Annotated in this window: 19 protein-coding genes; 8 read left to right on the top strand and 11 right to left on the bottom strand. The window is 43.9% G+C overall.

The window, feature by feature from the left end; genetic code table 11:
- Nucleotides 1-178 precede the first annotated feature (178 nt).
- Complete coding sequence (gene ttcA / locus MN210_RS09445) at nt 179-1,204, top strand: tRNA 2-thiocytidine(32) synthetase TtcA (protein WP_413786855.1); 1,026 nt, start codon at nt 179-181, stop codon at nt 1,202-1,204.
- A 115-nt stretch (nt 1,205-1,319) separates the two neighbouring features.
- Here the strand turns inward: ttcA and MN210_RS09440 are convergent, their stop codons facing one another.
- From MN210_RS09440 to ccoN, 6 genes are all read right to left on the bottom strand, one after another.
- Nucleotides 1,320-1,907, bottom strand: a complete 588-nt coding sequence (locus MN210_RS09440; protein ID WP_011960966.1) for a FixH family protein — start codon at nt 1,905-1,907, stop codon at nt 1,320-1,322.
- Nucleotides 1,908-2,047: 140 nt separating this feature from the next.
- Entirely contained in the window at nt 2,048-3,454 is a 1,407-nt protein-coding gene (ccoG, locus tag MN210_RS09435; protein WP_011960965.1) for a cytochrome c oxidase accessory protein CcoG, read from the bottom strand.
- 387 nt (nt 3,455-3,841) lie between these two features.
- Nucleotides 3,842-4,960 (bottom strand): cytochrome-c oxidase, cbb3-type subunit III, encoded by a 1,119-nt coding sequence (gene ccoP / locus MN210_RS09430; RefSeq protein WP_110816820.1) that lies wholly within the window; start codon nt 4,958-4,960, stop codon nt 3,842-3,844.
- Nucleotides 4,957-5,139, bottom strand: coding sequence for a cbb3-type cytochrome oxidase subunit 3 (locus MN210_RS09425; RefSeq protein ID WP_110816819.1), 183 nt, complete (start codon nt 5,137-5,139; stop codon nt 4,957-4,959). Before MN210_RS09425 ends, ccoP begins: the two co-directional genes overlap by 4 nt.
- Nucleotides 5,139-5,777, bottom strand: coding sequence for a cytochrome-c oxidase, cbb3-type subunit II (ccoO, locus tag MN210_RS09420; protein ID WP_011960962.1), 639 nt, complete (start codon nt 5,775-5,777; stop codon nt 5,139-5,141). Before ccoO ends, MN210_RS09425 begins: the two co-directional genes overlap by 1 nt.
- Nucleotides 5,778-5,802: 25 nt before the next feature.
- On the bottom strand, nt 5,803-7,293 hold the full coding sequence (gene ccoN, locus MN210_RS09415) for a cytochrome-c oxidase, cbb3-type subunit I (RefSeq protein WP_110816818.1): 1,491 nt from the start codon (nt 7,291-7,293) through the stop codon (nt 5,803-5,805).
- A gap of 669 nt (nt 7,294-7,962) precedes the next feature.
- Between ccoN and MN210_RS09410 the strand changes: the two genes are divergently transcribed.
- Nucleotides 7,963-8,352, top strand: coding sequence for an SCP2 sterol-binding domain-containing protein (locus MN210_RS09410; protein WP_011960960.1), 390 nt, complete (start codon nt 7,963-7,965; stop codon nt 8,350-8,352).
- Between the two features lie 139 nt (nt 8,353-8,491).
- Here MN210_RS09410 and MN210_RS09405 read toward each other — a convergent pair whose 3' ends face one another.
- Nucleotides 8,492-9,064 carry a hypothetical protein gene (locus MN210_RS09405; protein ID WP_241878357.1) on the bottom strand — a complete coding sequence of 191 codons (573 nt, stop codon included), beginning with the start codon at nt 9,062-9,064 and terminating at the stop codon, nt 8,492-8,494.
- A 269-nt stretch (nt 9,065-9,333) separates the two neighbouring features.
- Entirely contained in the window at nt 9,334-10,302 is a 969-nt protein-coding gene (locus MN210_RS09400; protein WP_011960958.1) for a hypothetical protein, read from the bottom strand.
- 408 nt (nt 10,303-10,710) lie between these two features.
- Between MN210_RS09400 and MN210_RS09395 the strand changes: the two genes are divergently transcribed.
- The 6 genes from MN210_RS09395 (at nt 10,711) to MN210_RS09370 (ending at nt 19,002) form a co-directional block, all read left to right on the top strand.
- Entirely contained in the window at nt 10,711-11,946 is a 1,236-nt protein-coding gene (locus tag MN210_RS09395) for a lipoprotein-releasing ABC transporter permease subunit (RefSeq protein WP_011960957.1), read from the top strand.
- A 75-nt stretch (nt 11,947-12,021) separates the two neighbouring features.
- The gene (gene lolD / locus MN210_RS09390) at nt 12,022-12,708 is read left to right on the top strand and encodes a lipoprotein-releasing ABC transporter ATP-binding protein LolD (protein WP_011960956.1); all 687 of its coding nucleotides are present in this window, start codon (nt 12,022-12,024) and stop codon (nt 12,706-12,708) included.
- Between the two features lie 78 nt (nt 12,709-12,786).
- Nucleotides 12,787-15,900 carry a ComEC/Rec2 family competence protein gene (locus MN210_RS09385; RefSeq protein ID WP_338412104.1) on the top strand — a complete coding sequence of 1,038 codons (3,114 nt, stop codon included), beginning with the start codon at nt 12,787-12,789 and terminating at the stop codon, nt 15,898-15,900.
- 327 nt (nt 15,901-16,227) lie between these two features.
- Nucleotides 16,228-17,292, top strand: coding sequence for a signal peptide peptidase SppA (sppA, locus tag MN210_RS09380; protein WP_155587072.1), 1,065 nt, complete (start codon nt 16,228-16,230; stop codon nt 17,290-17,292).
- Nucleotides 17,293-18,174 carry an alpha/beta fold hydrolase gene (locus MN210_RS09375; RefSeq protein ID WP_338412103.1) on the top strand — a complete coding sequence of 294 codons (882 nt, stop codon included), beginning with the start codon at nt 17,293-17,295 and terminating at the stop codon, nt 18,172-18,174. It abuts the gene before it with no gap.
- 9 nt (nt 18,175-18,183) lie between these two features.
- Nucleotides 18,184-19,002 carry a CPBP family intramembrane glutamic endopeptidase gene (locus tag MN210_RS09370; protein ID WP_241878348.1) on the top strand — a complete coding sequence of 273 codons (819 nt, stop codon included), beginning with the start codon at nt 18,184-18,186 and terminating at the stop codon, nt 19,000-19,002.
- An 86-nt stretch (nt 19,003-19,088) separates the two neighbouring features.
- Here MN210_RS09370 and dusA read toward each other — a convergent pair whose 3' ends face one another.
- From dusA to MN210_RS09355, 3 genes are all read right to left on the bottom strand, one after another.
- On the bottom strand, nt 19,089-20,135 hold the full coding sequence (dusA, locus tag MN210_RS09365; protein WP_241878347.1) for a tRNA dihydrouridine(20/20a) synthase DusA: 1,047 nt from the start codon (nt 20,133-20,135) through the stop codon (nt 19,089-19,091).
- Between the two features lie 136 nt (nt 20,136-20,271).
- Nucleotides 20,272-21,525: an MFS transporter gene (locus MN210_RS09360; protein ID WP_227535679.1), complete on the bottom strand. Its 1,254-nt coding sequence runs from the start codon at nt 21,523-21,525 to the stop codon at nt 20,272-20,274.
- A gap of 143 nt (nt 21,526-21,668) precedes the next feature.
- Nucleotides 21,669-23,300: a phospholipase D family protein gene (locus MN210_RS09355; RefSeq protein WP_338412840.1), complete on the bottom strand. Its 1,632-nt coding sequence runs from the start codon at nt 23,298-23,300 to the stop codon at nt 21,669-21,671.
- Nucleotides 23,301-23,320: the final 20 nt, after the last annotated feature.

Below are 23,320 nucleotides of genomic sequence, written 5' to 3'. Positions count from 1 at the left end.
AAAATGCAATGCCGCATAAAATCCAATCAAACAAGCGCAAAAACCACCAATTTGATATAATCCCACCTTAAATACAGACAGCGAATAGCGATTGATTATGCAAACTAATTTTTCACAGCCACAAACCTTTAATCCTGCTGATATAACCCGTAATGTTATAGATAACAATCAAGATGACATGGTCGATAGCCTCGATAGTGACGAAGAAGACTTAGATTTAGATTTGGATCTTGAGTTATCCGATGAGCAAGAGATAGCCCATAAAGGGGTAAAGTCTGCACGCTTTAAAAAGCTACAAAAGAAGCTGCGTAAACAAGTCTCTCATGCCATCCGTGACTTCAATATGATCGAAGATGGCGATGTGGTGATGGTGTGTGTGTCAGGTGGTAAAGACAGCTATACACTGCTTGATATCTTGCTGTTTTTAAAGCGTATTGCTCCGATTAACTTCGACGTGGTGGCGGTAAACCTGGACCAAAAACAGCCGGGTTACCCCGAAGAGGTGCTACCAAATTATTTGCAGCAGCAGGGCATCCCGCACTATATTTTAGAAAAAGACACCTATAGCGTGGTAAAAAGTGTGGTGCCAGAGGGCAAGACCTATTGCTCAGCTTGCTCACGTCTGCGCCGCGGCTCTTTATACGGATTTGCCAAACAAATTGGCGCAACTAAAATTGCTTTAGGTCATCATCGTGATGATATTTTGGCTACTTTTTTCTTAAACTTATTCCATGGTGGGTCACTTAAGGCCATGCCACCGAAGCTATTAAGTGATGATAAGCAAAATGTATTGATCCGTCCTTTGGCTTATGTAGAAGAAAAAGACATTATTAAGTATGCGCGCTATAAAGAGTTTCCCATTATTCCATGCAACTTATGTGGTTCTCAGGAAAATCTGCAGCGAGCCATGATTAATGACATGCTGCGTCAATGGGATGACGCGCATCCTCAGCGTTTGGCCTCTATCTTTAAAGCGATGCAAAATGTGGCGCCATCACAGCTTGCAGATAGAGAGCTATTTGACTTTGAGAGCCTAACTCTACAAAGAGATGACTCAAAAAGAGACTTTGAGGGCCATAATATTCAAGTGGGTGTGGCCAATGAGTTGGCTGAAATTGGTCTACCCACTCAGCCTGACATCAAGCCTTTTGAGAGTGCAACAGCCGCCAAAAAAATCCCGACCATTAATCCTATTATCGATTAATAAGTGGCCTGTAGTGACAGAGGACAGGTTTTGAGCGGGTATTCATGAATATGAAAAAAGAGAGCTTGGGCTCTCTTTTTTTTGGCTAAGATTTTTGTGAAAAAACAGGGCTTGGTTATTTTTCATCAAAAGAGTGCAGCGGCTGAAAGCTAATCTCAGCTTGGGGTAATTTGCCGACTTCTCTTAAGCGCCAGTTTAATTTGCCCTCGTTACTGACTTGGACATAGTACTTCGACTCTAGACCATCAAGATCAATGTGCGAGGTATATTTGTTGCCTTGAGTGTGGGTTAGTACACCATCTCTGTCTTTGCTAATGTCGGTAGCATGAGAGATGGATAGGTTGAGTTTTTTGGGATAATAAAGTGGGGTGCCATCATGCAGTTTGCCTGACTTTAGGCTATCACTTGGGTAGTGTAGGGTGAAGGTAACCGTACCATCTTTATCAAAAATCATATCACCACTTAAGTCTAAGTCATGAGCCAGCTTATCGCGAGAGACATCCTGATATAAGGTTTTACCATCCATATACCAGTCATCACGAACCACTGTGTCTTTGATTTGTACTGAGTAATACACAAACCACAAACAGGCCACTACGACAAACAATGGCAAGCCAATCACAAAAACGAGGACCATGTAGTTCTTATACCAAGGCTGAGTATCTTGATGCCCAAACTTGACAGGAGACGTGGATTTTTTCATAGCACAACCTTAATCCATATACATAAAAATAAAGTGCCAACCCATAAGCACAAAGCCTATAAAGCTGGCGATTTTTAGCGACTAGCTCAGCTACTGAGAGCTGAGCGGCGCTGTTTTAATTTAACAATGTTATTGGCTGTCTACTTTTGACCTTGAGAGGTAAAGACGTTAGTGCGCGAAGCATGATAATTACCATCTTTACTATCTACATTAAATACCACAGGGATCTCTTTTTGGTCGAGTACTTTAGGATCGGCCACCACACTGACTGGCATATCATAACTTTCACCGGCATCAAGAGGTAAGCTTGCAAATCGGGTAACTAAGCTTAAGCCTTCAGGGGCATCGATAGAGAGCATGTATTCGTGAGACTGCTGGGTTTTGTTAGTCACTTTAATGATATAGCTATTAACAATTTGCCCTTCAGCATTCATTGAGGATAGCTGGTTACGGTCACCACGTACATCAATTTGTAGTGGAACACGGCCAATAAGTGCATAAGCCATAACACCAACGAGTACAGATAATAACAGTAAATAGGCAAATAGTCTTGGGCGTAAATAGCGACTAGGCTCTTTTTCAACCAATTGACGCTCAGTGGTGTAGCGAATAAGCCCACGAGGATAGCCCACTTTATCCATGACCTCATTACAAGCATCGACACAAGCAGCACATTGAATACATTCGACTTGCAGACCATCGCGGATATCAATACCTGTAGGACATACTTGTACACACATCGTACAGTCGATACAGTCACCTAAGTGCTCAGGATGGGTGCCTTTTTTACGGGTTCCACGCGGTTCACCACGGTTATAATCATACGATACGATAAGCGTGTCTTTATCGAACATAACACTTTGGAAGCGGCCGTAAGGGCAGATGTGGATACACATAAACTCGCGCATATAGGCGGCATTAGCATAAGTGGCAAAGGTAAAGATAAACATCGATACCCAAACCCAACCTGGCCAATCAGGAAAAGGAATGCCCCCTAAAGACTGCCAACTGCTGTACATGACAGAAGTACCGGCCACATAACTGACAAAGGTCGTGGCGGTGAGTACTGACATCAAGAACCAAATCAGATAAATCAGCAGTTTTTTAGAGATTTTACTACCAGAGTTAGGCTCTTTATCGAACTTGATACGCTTGTTTCTATCCCCAATAACCCATTTTTCGACATGCTGAAAAAGGTGAACCCAAATGGTCTGAGGACAAGCATAACCACACCAAACGCGGCCAGCATACACAGTGACCATAAACAGGGTAAAGGCGGCAATAATGAAGAAGGCCGCCACAAAGAAGAAATCTTGTGGAAATAAGGTCAAGCCAAAAATATAGTAATGCTGGCTTGGCACGTCGAACCAGATGGCTTGGCGACCATCGTATTTTAGCCACGGTAAAATTAAAAACAATGCTAATAACGCATACATGCTAATAAGACGTATGCGCTGATAAAAACCATCAGTAAATCTGGGGTGGATGCGTTTTTTTGTGGCATCTACATCATGGACTGGGATTTTTTGGGGGGAGGGGGCTGACATAAATGTACCTCTAATATTTAGAATCATTATGCTGGCAAAAGGTAAGCAACGAGAAAGTGGATATCTCTAGAGCCTTAGATACTATTTTAACATTGATTCATAGGTTTCGCTTAAAAGCCAAATTAACTTGTTGATTGTTAATACATATGGATATAACTGATTGGGCTGGTGTGGCCGACCTTTATTGTTCAGGTGACTATTATATAGTTACTCTGTTCTAAAAATACAATCAAAATGTATGTTTAAGTTGAAGGGGCAACCTATTATTTTTAGTGTCAAAGAGTGTATTAAGTTTTAAAGCGCATAAACCAATAAAGGGGGCTGTATTAACAGCCCCCTTTATGTGTTCGTCTCTGACACCAATTTAACAATTAATAAAATTGACAGCTATTTGCTAGTAGCAGCTGCAGGTGCGTTGGCTACCACGTTATTGTGAGACAGTGAATAAACATAAGCGGCCAATAGCATAATACGCTCGTTACCTAGCTTAGTTTCCCATTCAGGCATCACACCACCACGACCGTGACGGATGGTCTCTTGGATGGTCTCGCGATCACCGCCATACAACCAGATACCGTCGGTTAGGTTAGGAGCACCAGCTGCGATGGTACCTTTAGCATCTGCACCGTGACAGATAAAACATTTTTCATCAAAAATTGCTTTACCTTGAGCCACTTTAACCGGATCAAGCTCACCTTTTTCTTGGTTTTTCGAGATTGATAACACATATTCAGCAGCAGCACGAACCCCTTGTTCACCAAGATCAGCACGCTGAGCTGGCATAGGTAGAGGCTGAGCAGGGTCAAGGTTAACATGCCAACCATTATGTAGGGTTAATAGGATGTTTTCAGGTTTGCCACCATGTAACCAATCATTATCTGTTAAGTTTGGATATCCAGGAGCACCTTGCGCTGTAGAACCATGACATACTGCACAGTTCTGTAAGAACAAACGCTCACCTGCCATTAACGCTTTTTGGTTGCCTGAAAGCTCAGTAACATAAGGCGCTAAAGCCACAATACCTGCATCAATCTGATCGTTAAGCTCAGAGGGACGCTCAGACTTAACCGGAGCTTTTACTTGCAATGCCGCAAGGCTGGCTAATTGCTTTTGGGCAGTCGGGTTAGGCAAAAAGTTAGTGTTAAAGTTGTCGGTAAAGATTTTATTGTTGGCTTCTAAATCACTATAAAGCTCGTTACGTGAGCTCCAAGGCACAGTTTTGCCCTCAACTTCTACGGTTGATAAACCGTGGAAATGGCTTGGGAAAATCGCTGGGAATAGTAGCCAATAGGCTAGTGCCCAAACAATACTACCGAAGAAAATTACCAGCCACCACTTAGGTAGCGGCTTGTCGTATTCTTGAATAACATCATCATAAGTGTGACCGGTGGTGCCGTCTTCTGCAAGATCTGGCTTATTGCGCAGAACGAAAAGGAGCACACCAAGAATGAATAGCCAGCAGCCAAAACTTAAGATGGTAATCCATGAACTCCAAAATATGCTCATTTTTTATCCTTATTGCGTGAATTAGCGGCTAAAGAGCTGACCAGCTCATCATCCAACGCAAGCTGTGCATCTTCTTCAAAACGCTTCTTGTTATTAGGTGAATAGGCCCACCATGCAATACTGATGAAGGCAATAAATGCTGTCACAGTTGCAATAATTTGTAGGTCACTGATACTCATTAGCGTTGACCCTCCATTGCAGTACCAAGCTGCTGTAGATAAGCCACAAGAGCATCAAGCTCTGTTGCACCTAAAACTTGGTCAGGCGCATTCTCGATATCCTTTTCAGTGTAAGGTACACCAAATCGGTCACGGAATAAGCGCATTTTATCTTGTACTTTGCTGCCATCCACTTCTTGCTTAGCAAGCCATGGGAAGCCAGGCATAACTGACTCAGGCACCAATGAACGTGGGTCGATTAAGTGTTTTTTCTGCCAATCGTCAGAGTAACGTTGACCCACACGTGCTAAGTCTGGACCTGTACGCTTAGAGCCCCATAAGAATGGATGGTCCCAAGCAGATTCAGCAGCGCGAGAGTAAGGTCCGTAACGTTCCACTTCTGCACGTAAAGGACGAATCATTTGTGTGTGACACACATGACAGCCTTCACGGATATAAATGTCACGCCCCTCAAGCTCCAACGCTGTCCAAGGTTGCATAGTGGGGAGGGGTTGGTTTACCCCACCTTCTTCACCAGACTTGGTATCAAAAATTAGTGGAACGATCTCTACTAGTGTTGCAAAGCTAATTGCAATAACAATAAAGATGACCAGCAAGCCTGTGTTTTTTTCAATTATTTCATGAGCTGTACCCGCCATGATATCTCCTTAAGCGATTGCTGGTTTACACGTTAACAGGCTGAGTGTCTTCGTCATCATTGACGATGGGGCTATGATTTGTTGGATCGGCTTCATCCACAGGACGAGCACTTGGCATTTTGATCGTCTTATAAGCATTATAAGCCATCACAAACATACCACTGACGTATAACAAACCACCAAAGGCACGACCGATGTACGGATAATGTGAGAACGTTACTGTTTCAATAAAGTTGTAAGCAAGCGTTCCATCTGGGTTTGTTTGACGCCACATCATGCCTTGACCAATACCTGAAATCCACATAGAAACGATGTAGAAAATCGTACCAGCAGTTGCAAGCCAGAAGTGAGTATTAATTAAACTAATAGAGTACATTTTAGGCTTATTAAATATGCGTGGGATTAACACATATAAAGAACCCATGGTAATTAAACCTACCCAACCTAGCGCACCTGAGTGTACGTGACCTACTGTCCAGTCAGTGTTATGCGATAAAGCATTCACAGTTTTGATAGACATCATTGGGCCTTCGAAAGTTGACATCGCGTAGAACGATAAAGCAACAATCAAGAAGCGAATGATAGGGTCAGTACGTAATTTGTCCCAGCTACCGGAAAGCGTTAGTACACCGTTAATCATACCACCCCATGACGGTGCGAATAAGATAACAGAGAAAACCATCGCCAAAGACTGAGTCCAGTCAGGAAGTGCTGAATAGTGTAAATGGTGTCCACCAGCCCACATGTACGAGGCGATAAGCGCCCAGAAGTGTACAATAGATAGACGGTATGAATAAATAGGACGGCCAATCTGTACCGGTACGAAGTAGTACATCATACCCAAGAAGGCTGCCGTTAAGTAGAAGCCTACTGCGTTGTGACCATACCACCACTGAACCATAGCATCGGTAGCACCACCAAATAATGAGTACGACTTAAATAAGCCTAGTGGAATGGCCATGCTGTTTACAATATGAAGTAAAGCAATAGTGATAATGAAAGCAGCAAAGAACCAGTTCGCCACATAGATATGTGAGGTCTTACGTTTAATAAGTGTACCGAAGAAAACGATAGCGTAAGAGATCCAAACAACAGCAATTAAGATGTCAATTGGCCACTCAAGTTCCGCATACTCTTTAGTAGAGGTGATACCTAAAGGTAGGGTGATAACCGCAGACACAATAACGGCTTGCCAACCCCAGAAGGTAAACCACGCTAAATAAGGCGCGAAAAGTCTGGTTTTACAAGTACGCTGTACGATGTAGTAGGAAGTTGCAAATAAAGCAGAACCACCAAACGCAAAAATAACCGCGTTAGTGTGCAGCGGTCTTAAACGGCTAAAAGTTAGCCAGGGGATATCAAAGTTAAGGGCAGGCCAAGCTAACTGTGAGGCGATAAACACCCCAAGACTCATGCCTATAATCCCCCAGACGATTGTCATGATAGTAAAATATCTGACAACAGTGATTTCGTAATCACGATCGACTGGAGAGACTGCTGTGTTATTTATACTCATTGGAATATTTCCTTTACAGCCTTAAGTATCAAAGGTTTCAACCAAAAAGAGCCTGAAAAAGAACTTAATTCTGAATAAGGAGGCAGGAGCAAAACCACGCCTGGTGTAGACACTATTGCAGCAATTAAAGTTAATAATGGCTCAACTTATGAGGGGTAAATGTGACAGTAACCCTCTCATTTGTTTGGCTGTTATACCTGATGTTATCTAAATATGAAGCTATTGTAACGCATAGGATACAAAATATCATCTGACGAAACAGTCAAATACAAAAAAACCCGTAAAATTTTTATGGGTAATCTTCAAGAATCTGTGCAGTAGCCAGGGCTTGATATAAAGATTTATCTAAGATTCGCTTAAGATTGGGTGATGCTATCGATATATTTGTAACAATAAAGTGAGCTGTGCATTTAAAAACACACCGTACCTTTTTTATTTTTTGCTACAATTTCGATGGCTACTTACTTAAGCTTATTTCTTCTATAGCTATTAATTGCTATAGTGATTAAAGCGAGCAATGACAAGTTTGCTCTTAAATAACGGGTATCAATGTTACTGTCCTGACTATATAACTTAATAGATAAATAGTTATATAAAAAGGTCCCATAAGTGATATTTTAACTTTATTTTTAGGTTAACTCTATTTTTTATTTGAAAAGGAAGAATTTTATGGCAGTTTTTTTAACAGATGAATGGTTTAACGAAGTTGATCGTCTAACCAAAGAAGCAGGAGAGTTAAATCTTCCGCCAGCTTTAGCAAACATGAAGCTTAATTTAAAGGTCACGAATACCGCCAATGGCGATGTAGATGCCTCTTTGGTGGACGGTGTCTTAAAAAAAGGTGCGTCAGATGCCAATACCACAATTAATATCGATGAAGAGACTTTAAAAGCAATCGCTTTAAAAGGCGATATGAATGAAGCGATGAATGCCTTCATGTCAGGTAAAATCCGTATTGATGGTGATATGGGCCAGGTCATGGCGCTACAGACCACCAAGCCTTCGGCTGAACAAAAAGAGCTGTTCAAAAAAATCTATTCAATGACCGAGCAAGGCTAATAGCTTTTAAATTAACAGCAAAAAAAAGAGCTTAGGATAATTTCTAAGCTCTTTTTTTGTCAGGATTTTTAATGAGCCACTGTGTCATAAAAATCTCAACAATCAGTGCAGCTGTTGAAACGGCTCAATTAAGCAATAACTAGGCTAAATGCACTAAATAAAACATAAGTAGCATGCCTGAGAGTAAAAAGCTTACTGACATGATGCTAATAGAGTCAGCAACTTTGGCACCAAAGATTAGCTTAATGTGTTGATGAAGATTAGGCTGAGTGGCAAAAATACCATGGGCATGAGTAGGGGCTGATAAAGGCGCATCAGGGTTAGAGACTGAGCCAACCTGAACCTCTTTACTAGAAAAAGCAGCTAACGTAGAGGAGGGCTGTTGAGGTGTTGAATCATTAGAAGCTGATTGGTTACTAGAGTATAAATTTTGAGTGGCCAGCAAGTCTGTATCAGGCGTCTTGGCATACAGTTTGGAGGGTTTGATAGTAACGCAAGGCACTGTTTCTAGAGCTGATGTTTTTAAAGGTGAGGTAACATCTTCTTGAGCAGACATCTTGTCTACCGCTTGCAAGGTGTTACTTTGAAGCACAAGGTTATGGCTCACAGTACTATTACCCATAATACTATGCTCCGCCTTAGCTGAATAAGCAGAAAAAGGTAGGGTTGCGGGCGCCGTAGTAAAGGTTTTGTTTGGCGTAGAGACTTTCATAGGCACACAATTATGAAAGGGATAAGACACGATGACTTATTTTCTTTCATTGTAGAGAAGTTGATTAATACTAACCTGAATTTATTAACATTGTAAACAGCGTCTTTGTTGCAATTATTACAAGGGCAATCTTTTTTGTATCAGAATGTGTTATGAGGCTTTTTTTGGCTAAAATTTTCACCTTATGCTTATCTTTTCATAAAAAAAGCCCAGTGTGTCTACTGAGCTATTTTTATTCAATATCTTAAAGCATTTAAGTTAATCAAACATTAAACTGCATTATTTTGATTTTCATAATAAATGGCCGCTTGAAGCCAAATATTGGCCTGAATGTAATCATTGACTTCAATAGCACTAACTTCAGCTGTAGTGGGTGTTGCCATACGTACCACAAAAGGATCGGCGTCTGGCTCACGCAAAATGGCCACATCAAAAACAGTCAGTGGACGATCATATAACGTCTCTTGCTGCTTGCCTAACACTTGGCCTTGGCACCAAGCCTCATCTTCTTGGCCTAAGGTTTCACCAAATAAGTAGGCACACATATTGCCTAGATTAATCTCAACCGGAGCCAAAGCTTCGTCACTATCAGGTTGCCACTGCTCTATTTGTTGGTCTAAATCTTGGGGAATCACACCATTATTGTTAGCGACAATATCATTATAGGCACGGTGGTAGCGGATGGCTTCTGGATCTTCTACCAAAATGATCTCATCTTTGCTGCTTGGCTTAATCGAGTAAGCCCAAGCGCTAAAGTTCACGAAATACTGCTGATCTTGGCGGTATAAAGACTGGTTCACAGTATACATCTGGTCGAAGGCATAAATCACGCTGCCATCTTCGCTAACTAAGCGCAGTACGGCATCTTGAGTATCCTCATTAGCGATGATGCGCTCAATTTTGCAGGTGAGGCCGTAAGGACTATTAACACAAGGATAGGCGTTAATAAAGTTTTGCGGTTTGCCCTGTTTCATGGCCAGTACCTGATTGATATGGCACATGTGATTACACGACAGCAAAAGGTTTGATAAGCTGTCTTTGGTAAGCGAAGCATGTAAACCTGCAGCAATGGTGGCGTCATCAATAGAGCTTTTTAGCCAGTTGGGCACATCATCCTCTACCTTGTCAGTTAAAATGCGCCAGTGATCGCCATGACCGGCTGTCTGTTCAGCTGTTAAGGCAATAGTCACTGGGCGGGTGTCGGGATGTTGGCTATATTTATAAGTTTGAGTGGTCATAATATGTTTATACTTTTGATGGTTGGCTTTAAGGAGTGGCTACATCTTTGCTAAAGGTCTGTTATTACCTAAGGATATGTGATATCGCCTTAGTATATAAGTTAAATAAGCTAACTAAAAAATAAGATATATCGTGAGCCAAGCAACAGGCTCTTATATTAACTAAATAGGGGCAACTTATTTGAATACAAGATCATAGGGTTAATATAGCCAAGCTTAGATAAAAAAATAATATTTTTTTTGTGTCTAAAATTAAAAACACAGACAGTTATAATAAAGTAACTGCAGCAATCAAGCATAGCCAAGTTAGCGCTGTTTGTGTCAAACTATGGGTTTTTGTTGTGTCCTTCACTTCTCATTTTAGTCATCACCTATTATTTATTACCGAATAGGTTAAGAGCCTGTATTATGTTTCGTCCATTAGCCTTATTTTTAGGATTACGTTATACGCGCGCTGAGCGTAGTAACCGCTTTATCTCATTAATTTCATTAATCTCTATGGTGGGATTGACCCTTGGGGTCGCAGTATTGATTACGGTCTTGTCCGTCATGAACGGTTTTGATCGGGAGCTTAAGACCAGGATTTTGGGTATGGTGCCCCAAGCGACCGTCACTTCAGCGGAGATTATCCCTGATTGGAAAAACCTCGCCAATGAAATTAAAAAAGACCCCGAAGTACATGCAGTGGCGCCCTTTATTGAGCTACAAGGCATGTTAACTTCTAATGGTCAGGTGGCCGGCATTATGGTCACTGGGGTTGAGCCTGAGTATGAAAAAAATGTCTCTATCATCAATGAGCACATGGTTGAGGGCAGCATAGACACCCTAAAAGATGGCGACTTTAGTATTGTGCTTGGTGAGAGTATGGTGGAGGCCTTGGGCCTACAAGTGGGTGATAAGGTGACTTTGGTATTGCCAGAAGCGTCGCCATCGCCTGCAGGCGTTATTCCTCGTTTTAAGCGCTTTACCTTAACGGGCGTGTTTAATATTAGCCGTGAAGTAGATAACCTAGTGGCGTTTATTCCTATGGGTGATGCGGCGACGCTTTTGCGCTTACCTGAGGGTGCGCAAGGCATTCGAATGAAGCTTGATAATATTTTCTTAGCGCCTCAAGTGGCTCAGCGTGCTGCTAAAATCAATCCGCAGCAGCTGTTTCCCAATGACTGGACACGTACTCATGGCAATTTATTTGGTGCAATCCAAATGGAGAAGGCCATGGTGGGGTTATTGCTGTTTTTAATCATCATCGTCGCCGCCTTTAATATTGTCTCAAGTTTGGTGATGCTGGTAACTGATAAAAAAGCGGATATTGCAATTTTAAAGACCTTTGGCGCCTCTCCAAAACTCATTACCCAAGTATTTATGGTACAAGGGCTGGTTATCGGTGTCATTGGTACGGTAGCGGGTACTATCTTGGGGGTGATTTTGGCACTGACCATTGGCGATTTGCTAGGCTGGGTCAACCAAGCATTTAACCTACATCTATTTGATGCGTACTTTATCAATTATCTGCCCACAGAGCTGCGCTGGCTAGATGTGCTGATCATTACCAGCACCTCATTCTTATTGAGCTTTTTGGCGACCATTTATCCCGCTCGCCGAGCAGCCAATATTCAGCCGGCCCAAACCTTACGCTACGAATAAATAAAAATAAGCCGCTGCTCATTGGGTTTATATAAACTCAGAGGTGGCCTTAGAAATAGGTATTGAGAAAACAGTATGTCAGAAATTTTAGTCGCAAAAGATATTAATAAAATCTACGATGAGGGCAATATCCGCACTCAGGTGTTGACCGGGCTTAATTTAACCGTTAAAGCCGGTGAGCGCATTGCCATTGTAGGTACCAGTGGCTCAGGCAAAAGTACGTTGCTGCATTTATTGGGCGGGCTTGATGTACCAAGCTCAGGTGAAGTATGGCTACATGGTCAGTGTTTAAATAATATGAACGAAACTGAGCGCGGTGAGATGCGCAATAAGCACTTAGGTTTTATTTATCAGTTTCACCATCTGTTGCCCGAATTTACCGCTATTGAGAACGTGGCCATGCCGCTATTGCTACGTAAAGAGGTGCCTATTAAAGAGGCGCGCCAGCAGGCCGTGGACTTGCTTGAGCGAGTGGGGCTTGGGCACAGATTAGAGCATCGCCCTGGTGAGTTGTCTGGCGGGGAGCGTCAGCGGGTAGCCATTGCTCGAGCCTTGGTCACCAAGCCCTCGCTCGTCTTAGCGGATGAGCCGACAGGTAACTTAGATTATGACAATGCCCAAAGTATCTTTGCGCTGTTGGCTGAGCTTCAAGACACCATGAAAACGGCACTCCTTATGGTCACTCATGACAGAAATCTGGCGGCCATGGCCGATCGTCAAATGCTGCTAAAAAACGGTAAGTGGGAAGCGTTTTCGGATTAGGCTTTTATGTTAGCTGCCTTATGATTGTTGTACGCTTCTGCTAAGAAAGTCACGATAGACAATAATAAGGATAGGTAGTTGATTTGGCTAATGGCACTTGTGGCACTGGTTTTGATGTTGGCCATTTTGCAGATGACGCCTGATCAGCTGTTATTGATGGGGTATCAACTAGCCCCTGACGTCGGAGCAGAACGTTGGCAGTACGCCAGTTATGTGCAGCTTATCGGTTTAGCGCTGGTGTGGCTACTGCGCTATGGATATATGGCTTGGCATAGGCGCCGGTTGTCTCATTCAATCGGCGTAGCTGCCCAGCCGCAGCTTTTGCCTTTTGCGCCTTATACTCAAGTTGCGTCTTATACTAAAGCGCCCTCTTTGGTTGTGAATCACTCAGTTTATCTGCTTGCGCTCGCCACTACCACTAACTCCTCAGCTTTTGCTAAACCCTCAATTTTACCTTCATTTGTTGCGCTGCCTAAGATTTTTAAAAAGCCAACTGTTTCAGGTATTATGCCCGCTTTATTAACCTTAATTGCTGTGGGTCTGTTTTGGTCAGCTACGTTATATCATAGTGTGGCACAGCGTCTGAGCGCCATTGAGCAGGCGCCGACAAGGCCCCTCTATATCAACGCCTTGGTTACGCCTATTGGCTTAAGTGACAAAAGGCTCACCTTTGAGGCTGCTAAAGCAGTGTCACTGTCCTCTGAGGGGCGCGTAAACCCAAAGTTAAACCCTCAAAAAAAGCAGGTGGCGCAAGGCTATCGCCAATTGGTACGCTTAACCAATATACGCCCGTATCACTCTATGGCTGCCACTGCCTCACAGCAAGGCGTTACTCAATTAGACAATCCATTTTATCTGGCCAATCCCACTCAAAAAATACCGAACAAAAACTCTGTCAGTCAAAACACTTCAAAGACCCAAGCGTTAACCCTTAACGCACCTGCCCAAAGCCGCTTACCCAGTAGTATGACAGTGATGTTACAAAGTTATCGCGGTCAGCAGCAGTGGCTCAATGATCTGGCAGCCAATCAGCAGCTGACCATGTCTTTAGCGCTTACTCCTATTGAATTTAAAGCGCATGATGAGGTAGAGGACTTCGATGAGTATCGTTGGCTAAGTAGCCGCCATGCCACTGCAAAGGCAAAGCTTATCCATGCTGATGTTAAAAAAGCATTCATCAACCCTAAGCTTAGTGTGCCCCAGACAATTAATCAGCAGCGTTTTTTATTGCGTGAGCACTTTTTGGCATTAAGGCAGCAGCGCACGGCACGCGATCCTCAGCAAATAAATCCACAGCAAGGGCTGGCGGTGACTTTAAGCCTGCTCACTGGTGACCGCAGTTTAATCAGTCAAGAGATGAGCGGCTTATATCGCTTTGCAGGGATATCCCATTTATTGGCAATCTCCGGTACCCATGTTTTATTCTTGGCCCTGCTGTGTGCAGGGATAGTTACCACGATAATTACTTGCTTTTGGCCTATCTGGTATGCTCGCATACCGCGGTGGCAGTGGGCGTTTGGTATCGCTGTGGTGGTCGCCTTTGGCTATGCATTATTTGCAGGCTTTGATGTCCCAGCAGTGCGTACGGCGTTTATACTACTTATTGTGGGGGTGCTGCGTTATGTGTTGGCAGCGCCGGCTACCTTAAAAGTGCTGCTGTGGCTAGCAGTGGGCATGGCTTGGGTCGATATTTTTGTATTATGGCAAGCTGGGTTTTGGCTATCTTTTATAGCAGTCGCAGCTTTGGTGGCTTATGGTCAGCGCTGGCAGGTGAGCCCCTCTTCTAGACAGGAGGTGGGTCGTGCTACAAACACCGGCGTCTTGCAGCGTTTAAGGGTGACGCTTAAAGCGCACGTTGTGGCCTTATTTAAACTACAAATGTGGATGTCGGTGGCTTTATTACCGCTGAGTTTATGGCTGTTTGGCAAAGTATCTTTGTGGGGCTTTGTCATTAATTTATTTGCCATTGGTCTATTTGGCTGGGTGATTGTGCCGCTAAATTTGTTAGCAGGTGTGCTGTATGCGGCTTGGCCTAGCAGCTCAGTGTTGCCGGATAAAATCTGGTCCTTTTTATTTTGGCTGCTCGATGGTTTGCATCAGCTGCTTTTTCAGCTACAAACCCGTTTTGAGCAAGTAGGCTGGCTTTATACTGAGCTTGATATCTCACTGCTGTTGTTGCTGTTTATGGTGCTACTGCCATTTTTGTTGCCTAAAGGCGTGCTTAACAGATTGCTTGCGCTAGCGCCATTGAGTCTGATCGCGGCCATGAGTGTTGCTTCAACGACGGCTCAACACCGCTTAGCTGAGTCTCAATCAAGTGCTACAAGCCTTGATACGCAAGCAGTAAACATAAAGGTGCTTGATCTAAATAATTTGCAGTATGCCGCCACCATTATTTATAGTCATTCAGATGCTTGGCTGTTGTTATCGGGCTACCCTAAAGCCTATCTACAGTCGAGCCCGCAACTAACTGATGAGCAAACCAAGCAGATATCAACCGCTTTGTACGATCAGATACAGCGCCAAGATATAAAGCAGCTGACCGGAGTGGTGGTGCAAACAAATACCCCTGAGCTGGCGGCTGTGGTGTCTAAATTAGATGAGTATATTCCACTGTCATATTATTGGCAGGCAGGCCTTAACGCTAATAAGACGATGATACAAGCTCAGATGCAGGGCAGTACACTACTGGCACAAAGCTGTGAGGCCAACCAAAGCTGGCAGACGCAGCACCGCTCTGAGGAGGGGGGCGGCTGGTCATTAACTGCTGTTACCGGCTGGCCACAGCTTAATGACAGACAGCTTTTAGATTGCACGCTTAAGCTTAGCAGCATGCAGACATTTTGGCTGCATGACCAACAAGATCTGCGTGCGCTGACAGCCAAGCCTAAAAGGTATGCTCAGCATAAGGCGGGGGCAAGCTTAGCACCAAGCGCACACAATGCAGTGATTTTTTATAGTAGCCGGCAGGCCAAGCTTGGCAAGTTGTGGCCGCTTATGTGTGAGCAAACAGATCAAGTCTTGGCTCAGCACTGGATTACCCCATCTCAAGCGTATCTGGCTCCGGCTTTAATTGACGTATTTCAGCCCTTAACCTGGCATATTGGTGGTCAAGTATTTAGTAGAACCACTGTGAAGTTAAAAGACAGTCATTTGTACTGGCAGCAGCACTATCTTATGAGTGATGAGTAATATTAAATGGCTTAAAATTGGTGAAACAATTGATCATAAATAGTATCAATATCTCATCGTTTAATCTCATCGCTTAGTGAGAACGTAAGTAAACAATGAGTCAATGACAAAAAGCAAATGACGTCATCGACTACTTAGGCCTAACAATAAGATTTGAATTAATATTTTACAGAATTACCGCTGACAGACATAGGCGTTGTAAGGTATGGTGGCAACTGCTAAAAAAGCGGTATGGTGTCTTATTTACGCCATCAAGTGACGCAATAAAAATTACTGCTTTATCAGCAAAATAAACACATTAATCTAAAAGTAGGATTCACATTTTATATGTCAAACTGGCCGCCAGATCCAAATAAAACTCCCGATAACACCCCCACACCCAACAACTCAGACAATCCATCACCGCGAGTGATGCCGGTAAGCTCTGGGGGCCGAGAGTGGCACTTGCTTGAAAAAACCTTATTGGCAAGCATTGAAGAGCAGCGCCGTGCTCGACGCTGGCGCGTGATTTCTAAAGTATTAAGCTTGCTTACCTTACTGCTATTATTTTTTATGCTCAGCCGCAGTTGTAGTACTGCCGAGAGCATTAGCAGCGTTGATGTGACCAAGCCGCATATTGCTGTGGTGGATTTGCAAGGGGTCATTAGTGCCGATAATACCGCTAATGCCTACGATGTTAGCGCTGCTTTATCTGAAGCATTCGAATCAAAAGGCGCCAAGGCTGTCGTGTTGAATATCAACTCGCCCGGTGGCTCTCCGGTGCAGTCAGATGAGATTTGGCAGACCATGATGTCGCTACGTAAAGAGCATCCCAATAAAAAGCTGTACGCGGTGATCGGTGATATGGGCGCTTCAGGGGCATATTATATTGCTTCTGCGGCTGATGAGATTTACGTTAATCCTTCAAGCTTGGTTGGCTCAATTGGTGTTATTATGCCAGGCTATAACCTAAAAGGCTTGATGGATAAGTACGGTGTAAAAGATGCCACACTGACGGCTGGTGAGTACAAAGATATCCTAAGCATGAGCCGTGATTTAACAGACTTTGAAAAGCAGCACATCAAAGGCGTGTTAGACAATACGCATAAGCATTTTATTGATGCTGTGAAAAAAGGCCGCGGCGACAGACTAAAAAATCCAGAAGACAATAAGCTATTTACTGGGCTGTTCTGGACAGGTGAGCAAGCCATTGCTTTGGGTCTGGCCGATAAAAAGGGCAGCTTAATGAGCTTGGAAAAAGAGCTGGATATTGATAATGTAGTAGATTACACCCCAGTTGATCCGATGCAGATGTTCTTAAATAACTTTGCTCTACAATTGGGCTCTGGTATTGGTTCTTCGGTAGAACTAAAGCTATTGCCAGAGGAACAAACTTCAGCTGAGATGAAATAAATGTCAACACTACCTCGTCCTCTTAACTTAGATTTTTCACGCTTACCTGTGTCAAAGCTGACCGGTAAGCCTGTTATTCATTTTGCCCATGCCAATGGTATGCCAAGCCAAGTCTACCAGCCACTCTTTGAGCAGCTACAGGAGCATTTTATGGTGGAGTATATCCCAGTTCTGGGCTTTGATGAGTTGGGCGAGGTCAGTTATCCCATTGATAATCACTGGAAGAGCTTAACAGATCAAGTGATTGATAGTATTCAAAGCGTGGTCAACAAGCACAAGGTGCCGGTGATAGGGCTTGGCCATTCATTAGGGGCTTTGTGTACCCTACAGGCGATGTACCGTAAGCCTAAGCTATTTATGCAATCGGTATTGATGGATCCACCGCTTATTTATGGCCGTGATAACTTGTTGTGGCATGCCGCTAAGCTATTGTCAGCAAAAACCGTGGATAAGATGTCACCTGCCGGTATCTCTAAGCATCGCCGTGATGTGTGGGATAGTCGTGAGCAGGCGCGTCAGCTTTTGCAACCTAAGACTTTTTTTAAAAACTTCGATCCACGCACCTTTGAGGGCTACATTCAGCATGGTTTGCGCAGTCTACCCGATGGTACAGTGACCCTAACCATTCCAAAAGATGCTGAAGTAGCCGTGTTTCGTACGAATCCCTCTTGGTATTGGTTAAAACCCAATAAACCACCCAAAAAGCCGGTGACTTTAATTATCGGTGATGACAGTCAGTTTTATAAACGCAGCTTTCCGCCCAAGATACGTAAGCGGCTGTCTATCCCCTTTAAGCTACATGCTGGCGGACACATGTTCCCGCTAGAGTATCCTGACTCTGTGGTGTCGCTAATTTTGGCAACCATTGCTGAACAAGGCTAAAAATAAACCATGAGCCATCGGCTATACAGATCTACGGATAAAGCTATTTTAGATGCGCCCCCACCCAAGCTATTTTCTAAAGCTGGCGTGGGGGCGTTGTATATTGGCATTGTGGGTCTGTTTTTGGCACTGCAGCTGCTTGGGGTGTATCTGTTCGCCCCTTATGTGTTTAATGAACAGACGCTGACCGCTGCGCAGCGCTTTGGTATGGGCAGTTATAACGGCACAGTGACCAGCTATGCGATGATATTTACTTTGGTGGTATTGCTGTTGGCAATAGCGGCGCTGATTAAAGTACGGCTACGTCAGGTTACCCTAAACAGTAGCGCCTCACCCGGTTTGTCTCATAACCACAGTGTGGCGGATTATTTGGCAATTAAGCCTTTTGCACTGCGCATAGCTCTGGGTATCTTTGGGCTGTGGCTGCTGTTTATGTTTGCGACTGAGGCGGTGACTTATTGGCTTGAAAAAGACCCCACCGCTTTTGTCGATGAGCTGTATGCCAGTGCAGACCCAAAATGGTTGTTGATAGCAGTCATGGTGGTGGCGGCGCCTATTTATGAAGAGGTGATGTTCCGCGGCATTTTATGGACGGCAACAAAAGAGCAGTTTGAGGGCGAGACTGGGGTATGGGTGGCAAGTTTGGTGACCAGTATTTTGTTTGCCATTATCCACTTACAATATGCGTTTTATGAGATGAGCGTGATATTTTTGCTGGCTTTACTGCTCAGTTACGCCCGTGCCAAATCTGGGTCTTTGATGCTGCCGATACTTATTCATATGATGAATAATGGGTTGGCCATGTGGATGTATCTTAGTACCCAGTAATACAGACAAAAAAAGCTCAGTGCCATCAGCACTGAGCTTTTTTTGTCTGTATTATTGGGCGCCATCACCAACAGGCATGATAGGGCTTAATTGAGCGAATTATCAAGCAAATCATCAGTAGCCGCACGCTCAATGATGGCTAGGGTCGCATCAGCTGCTCGGCGAATATCATCGACACTCATTTGCTGCTTACCGCTTAATGCTTGTCGCCATTTGCGGGCACCGGGCAGACCTTGGAACAACCCCAAGAAGTGACGGGCCAAAGAAGGTAGCGGCTCGCCCTTGGCCACTTGCTGCTCTAAGTAGGGGTACAATTTGGTTAATATCTGTGCGCGACTAGGCGCAGCCTCGCCCCAAAGCGACATTGCTTCGGCCAAGATATAGGGATTGTGGTAGGAAGCACGGCCAATCATGACCCCGTCGACTTGCTGAAGATGGGCTTTGATCTGCTCAATGCTATCAATACCGCCATTAATTTCAATATGTAGCTCAGGAAACGCTTGCTTTAAGCGGTAGACATCCTCATAGCGCAGTGGCGGAATCTCACGGTTTTCTTTAGGGCTTAGTCCGTTTAGCCAAGCGATACGGGCATGAACAATAAAACGCTGACAACCGGCTTCAGCACTGGCACTCACGAAGTCTTGCATAAACTCATAACTGTCATGCTCATCTATGCCAATGCGATGCTTGACAGTCACTGGAATATCAACATGCGCTTGCATATTACGCACCAAGGCGGCTACGGTATCAGGCTCAGCCATCAAGCAGGCACCTATTTTATTGTGCTGGACTCTATCAGAGGGACAGCCCACATTAATATTAACCTCATTAAAGCCGCGCTTTTGTGCTTCAACAGCACACTGGGTCATCTCGCTAATATCGGCACCGCCTAGCTGTAACACCAGTGGATGCTCAAGTGTGTCATAGCGCAGTAAGCGATCGGTTTTGCCTTGTAAAATGGCACTGGTCGAAATCATCTCAGTATATAAGTAAGTGTGCGGATTAAACAGACGCGCAAAAAAACGATAATCTGTCGTAGTCCAGTCGATCATAGGGGCAACTGAGAGTCGCTTATTGTGCATGAGATCGGCAGAATGAGGCGCTGCGGTGACAGCTGAGGCAGTATCAGTCATAACAGGATAAGTACTCTTAGAATAAAAAGGGGAAGACGATAGGGTTTGTAGCAGACAGCTTGAGCAGCAAAAGGCTCAAGTGATCATTATATCATGACCTGCTTGAGCCGATTTTTGGCTTTTGTGTTTATATTAGCTATAGCTTAATAGATGCATCGAGCGACTTAAACTTAGGCAAACGGTAAATATATAGCCCGATAATAAAGGTGACGATACTCACAAAGATAATGTATAACGCCGGCGAGATGCTGACCAAGTTGGTGGCATAGACCAGACCAAAGGGTAGGGATACCCCCACTATCGCATACATAAAGTTATAAGTGAGCGAAACGGCGGCGACTCGAACCTCGGTGGGAAATAACTGCACTAAGATGACGGAGCCTAGGCTAATAATACCCGTACAGAACCCTAAAATGGCGTACATAAATAAGATAAACGCGCCACCGCCGTTTTCTAAGTGGTAATAAAAGGCTAAAGCCTGCAAGGTCAAGGCGATTGAGCCAATCATTAAAGCCTTACCGGTGCTGCTTTTATCTGCGACTAACCCAAAAAATATACAACCAATCATTAAAAACAGTAAGCCCAAATTATTTGAGAAGCTAAGCATAGACTCATCAATACTAAACTTCATAGAAATTAGCCGCGGTAATAGCAAGGCCACAACCATTGTCAAGCTACTCATAATAAAGGTCAGTACTAAGGCTAAGAAAATGGCATTAAAGCGCTTAAATGACGGCCCAATCTCAGATATTTTGGGCATAAACTTCTGTTTGCATTTTTGAGCGGTAAAGATAGGCGTCTCAGGTAAAGTGTGCCACAACATCAAAGACACAAAACTGAGCGTAGCGCCCCAAACAAAAGGAATACGCCAACCACTTTCGATAAGCTCAGTGGGCGTATGGGTGTTGGTAATTACTTCAAATAATAAGTTTGAGCCCAGCTCACCAAGCATAAAGCTGGCGGTAACAAAACTTAAGTAAGTGGCCAGATTACGCTTGTCTACATGCTCAGCAATATACACCCAGCCTAAGGGGGTGTGCGCACCAAAGGCCATGCCCTGAAACATGCGTGCGATAAAGAATAAGATGGGTGCCAAAATGCCTACTTGGGAGTATGTCGGCAGGCAAGCAGTAATAAGTGCCGTCGCAGCAATAAATGAGGTGCTGATTAAAAGCGCAGGTTTGCGGCCTTTGACATCGGCATAACGGCCCAGCAGCAGCGCCCCAATGGGCCGAGTTAAATAACCGGCGATAAATATGGTAAGTGCTTGTAGCTTGGCGAGTAACGGATCATCATTGGCCGGAAAAAAAGTGGCGCTAATGATATCTGCCATAAAAAGATAGATTAGAAAATCAAAATAGGCGACCGCATTACCAAAGCAAATAACCATTAATTGCTTTGGGGACACCGAGCTTTGGGAATCTGATAAGGCAACAAAAGGCATAGTAAAGGTATCGAGTGATTAAAAGTAAAATGAGCATCCTAAGCGTAACGAATAGGACGCGTCTGCTAATCAAATAAGGGGTATAAAACTTACAACAGCCAGTCAATGGGCATCGAGGACATGACATTAATCCATAATGAATCTATTAAGTCTATGTGCGGCTCTTGCTCATAAATAACCAGCTCAGTATTTTCCAAAGTTTGCCACTGCAGTTGACCGGTTGAGGTCAAGATGACCTTGTAAGCTTGCGATAATAACTGGTCACTAATAGCAGCATGCAATTTTTTGGCCAACGCATCATCTTCAATGACCACGCCCATCTCAGTATTAATATTGGCTGATCTGGGGTCGACATTATAGGAGCCGATGAACACATTGTGATCATCGACAGCAAAAGCTTTGGCATGTAGGCTCGTAGATGACTGAGAGCGAGCCCGCCACAGCTTATTTTCTCTATCTTCTTCAGACGCTGTGGCCTTTAATTCATAGATTTCAATACCCGCTCTTAATAGGGCCACACGCCACTGAGCATAACCGGCATGAACTGCCGAAACGTCAGTGGCATTAAAAGAGTTGGTGAGTATTCTAACCTTAACGCCCTGTTTAGCAAGCTCAATTAAAGTATTTACCCCATCTTTGGTGGGCACAAAGTACGAAGAAACGATAGACAGCTGCTTAGTGGGCGTGCCCAGCAGATCTCTAAGCTGTACCACTAAATGGCTTTCAGGATCTGCTTTTTGAACCAGTTTTTCAACATCATCACTCAAAAAAGTCATGGGAGCCCAGCGAAAAGGCACTCTTTTATTTATTAAGTCAGTATCAATGGTAGAGTTGGCCAAGGCACGATTATAAGCATTGAGCGCCTCTTCGGCTGTCTCTGGGTTCTGTGGGTTTATTTTCTCCAAACTGCTGAAAAACTGCTCGGAGCTGGTTTGTTTATCATAGTTTATCGGTTTGTTAGCTTTGCCTTTTACTAAGGTCTCAATATCATAAGACAAACCTGAGTCCCAATACTGATCAAAGCTGTGTGTCACATCGTCGACCACATTGCCTATTAACAGCACATCAAGATCCGCAAATTGAGTATTTTTATCATTACTTAAGTACTCATTGCCCACATTGCGGCCACCAATGATACTGAGTTTGCGATCAAAGGTCATGCTTTTATTGTGCATGCGGTGGTTAATTCGCTTTAGACTGACTAAATAGTTCAGGGTCTGAAACTTACGATGGGTGAGCGGATTGATTAAGCGGACTGCGATATTAGGATGGCTGGCAAAGCGCAGTAAGTGCTTATCTAGCGCAGCATTGTTATTAAAATCATCTAATAAAAAGCGTACGATGACGCCGCGATCTGCCGCTTGCCATAATTTTTTTAATAATAATTGCCCAGCTTGATCGTTGTGCCAGATATAGTACTGCACATCGATACTTTTGCTGGCTCTATCGGTCAAAATACTGCGGGCAGCAAAGGCGTTGGCACCTGTGATGATGGTGTGGTAACCCGATAAATGCGGATGGGCTTCGCTTTGCTGGTCAATTGCGCGTGACAATTGTGCTTTTTTGTCCAGCTCTATCTCGGCATCGGTCGCGTTACTGGGCAAGGCTGGCTGTAAGTGTGTATTGTAATTAGCCTGTAAGCGCTGGGTTAATTGAATGCTTTGATTTAAATGTGGCTGTTTTGGTAAGGTATTACAAGCGCTGAGCAATACCGCTAACATCGCCACGCACAGCAGCTTAG

This window comes from Psychrobacter raelei, assembly GCF_022631235.3.
GTDB lineage: Bacteria > Pseudomonadota > Gammaproteobacteria > Pseudomonadales > Moraxellaceae > Psychrobacter > Psychrobacter raelei.
This window is presented reverse-complemented; position numbering and strand designations above follow the sequence as displayed.

Excerpts from the sequence above, each read along its gene's own strand:
- ttcA (WP_413786855.1), top strand. The coding sequence starts at position 179 with ATGGTCGATAGCCTCGATAGTGACGAAGAAGACTTAGATTTAGATTTG.
- MN210_RS09440 (WP_011960966.1), bottom strand. The coding sequence starts at position 1,907 with ATGAAAAAATCCACGTCTCCTGTCAAGTTTGGGCATCAAGATACTCAG.
- ccoG (WP_011960965.1), bottom strand. The coding sequence starts at position 3,454 with ATGTCAGCCCCCTCCCCCCAAAAAATCCCAGTCCATGATGTAGATGCC.
- ccoP (WP_110816820.1), bottom strand. The coding sequence starts at position 4,960 with ATGAGCATATTTTGGAGTTCATGGATTACCATCTTAAGTTTTGGCTGC.
- MN210_RS09425 (WP_110816819.1), bottom strand. The coding sequence starts at position 5,139 with ATGAGTATCAGTGACCTACAAATTATTGCAACTGTGACAGCATTTATT.
- ccoO (WP_011960962.1), bottom strand. The coding sequence starts at position 5,777 with ATGGCGGGTACAGCTCATGAAATAATTGAAAAAAACACAGGCTTGCTG.
- ccoN (WP_110816818.1), bottom strand. The coding sequence starts at position 7,293 with ATGAGTATAAATAACACAGCAGTCTCTCCAGTCGATCGTGATTACGAA.
- MN210_RS09410 (WP_011960960.1), top strand. The coding sequence starts at position 7,963 with ATGGCAGTTTTTTTAACAGATGAATGGTTTAACGAAGTTGATCGTCTA.
- MN210_RS09405 (WP_241878357.1), bottom strand. The coding sequence starts at position 9,064 with ATGAAAGTCTCTACGCCAAACAAAACCTTTACTACGGCGCCCGCAACC.
- MN210_RS09400 (WP_011960958.1), bottom strand. The coding sequence starts at position 10,302 with ATGACCACTCAAACTTATAAATATAGCCAACATCCCGACACCCGCCCA.
- MN210_RS09395 (WP_011960957.1), top strand. The coding sequence starts at position 10,711 with ATGTTTCGTCCATTAGCCTTATTTTTAGGATTACGTTATACGCGCGCT.
- lolD (WP_011960956.1), top strand. The coding sequence starts at position 12,022 with ATGTCAGAAATTTTAGTCGCAAAAGATATTAATAAAATCTACGATGAG.
- sppA (WP_155587072.1), top strand. The coding sequence starts at position 16,228 with ATGTCAAACTGGCCGCCAGATCCAAATAAAACTCCCGATAACACCCCC.
- MN210_RS09375 (WP_338412103.1), top strand. The coding sequence starts at position 17,293 with ATGTCAACACTACCTCGTCCTCTTAACTTAGATTTTTCACGCTTACCT.
- MN210_RS09370 (WP_241878348.1), top strand. The coding sequence starts at position 18,184 with ATGAGCCATCGGCTATACAGATCTACGGATAAAGCTATTTTAGATGCG.
- dusA (WP_241878347.1), bottom strand. The coding sequence starts at position 20,135 with ATGACTGATACTGCCTCAGCTGTCACCGCAGCGCCTCATTCTGCCGAT.
- MN210_RS09360 (WP_227535679.1), bottom strand. The coding sequence starts at position 21,525 with ATGGTTATTTGCTTTGGTAATGCGGTCGCCTATTTTGATTTTCTAATC.
- MN210_RS09355 (WP_338412840.1), bottom strand. The coding sequence starts at position 23,300 with ATGTTAGCGGTATTGCTCAGCGCTTGTAATACCTTACCAAAACAGCCA.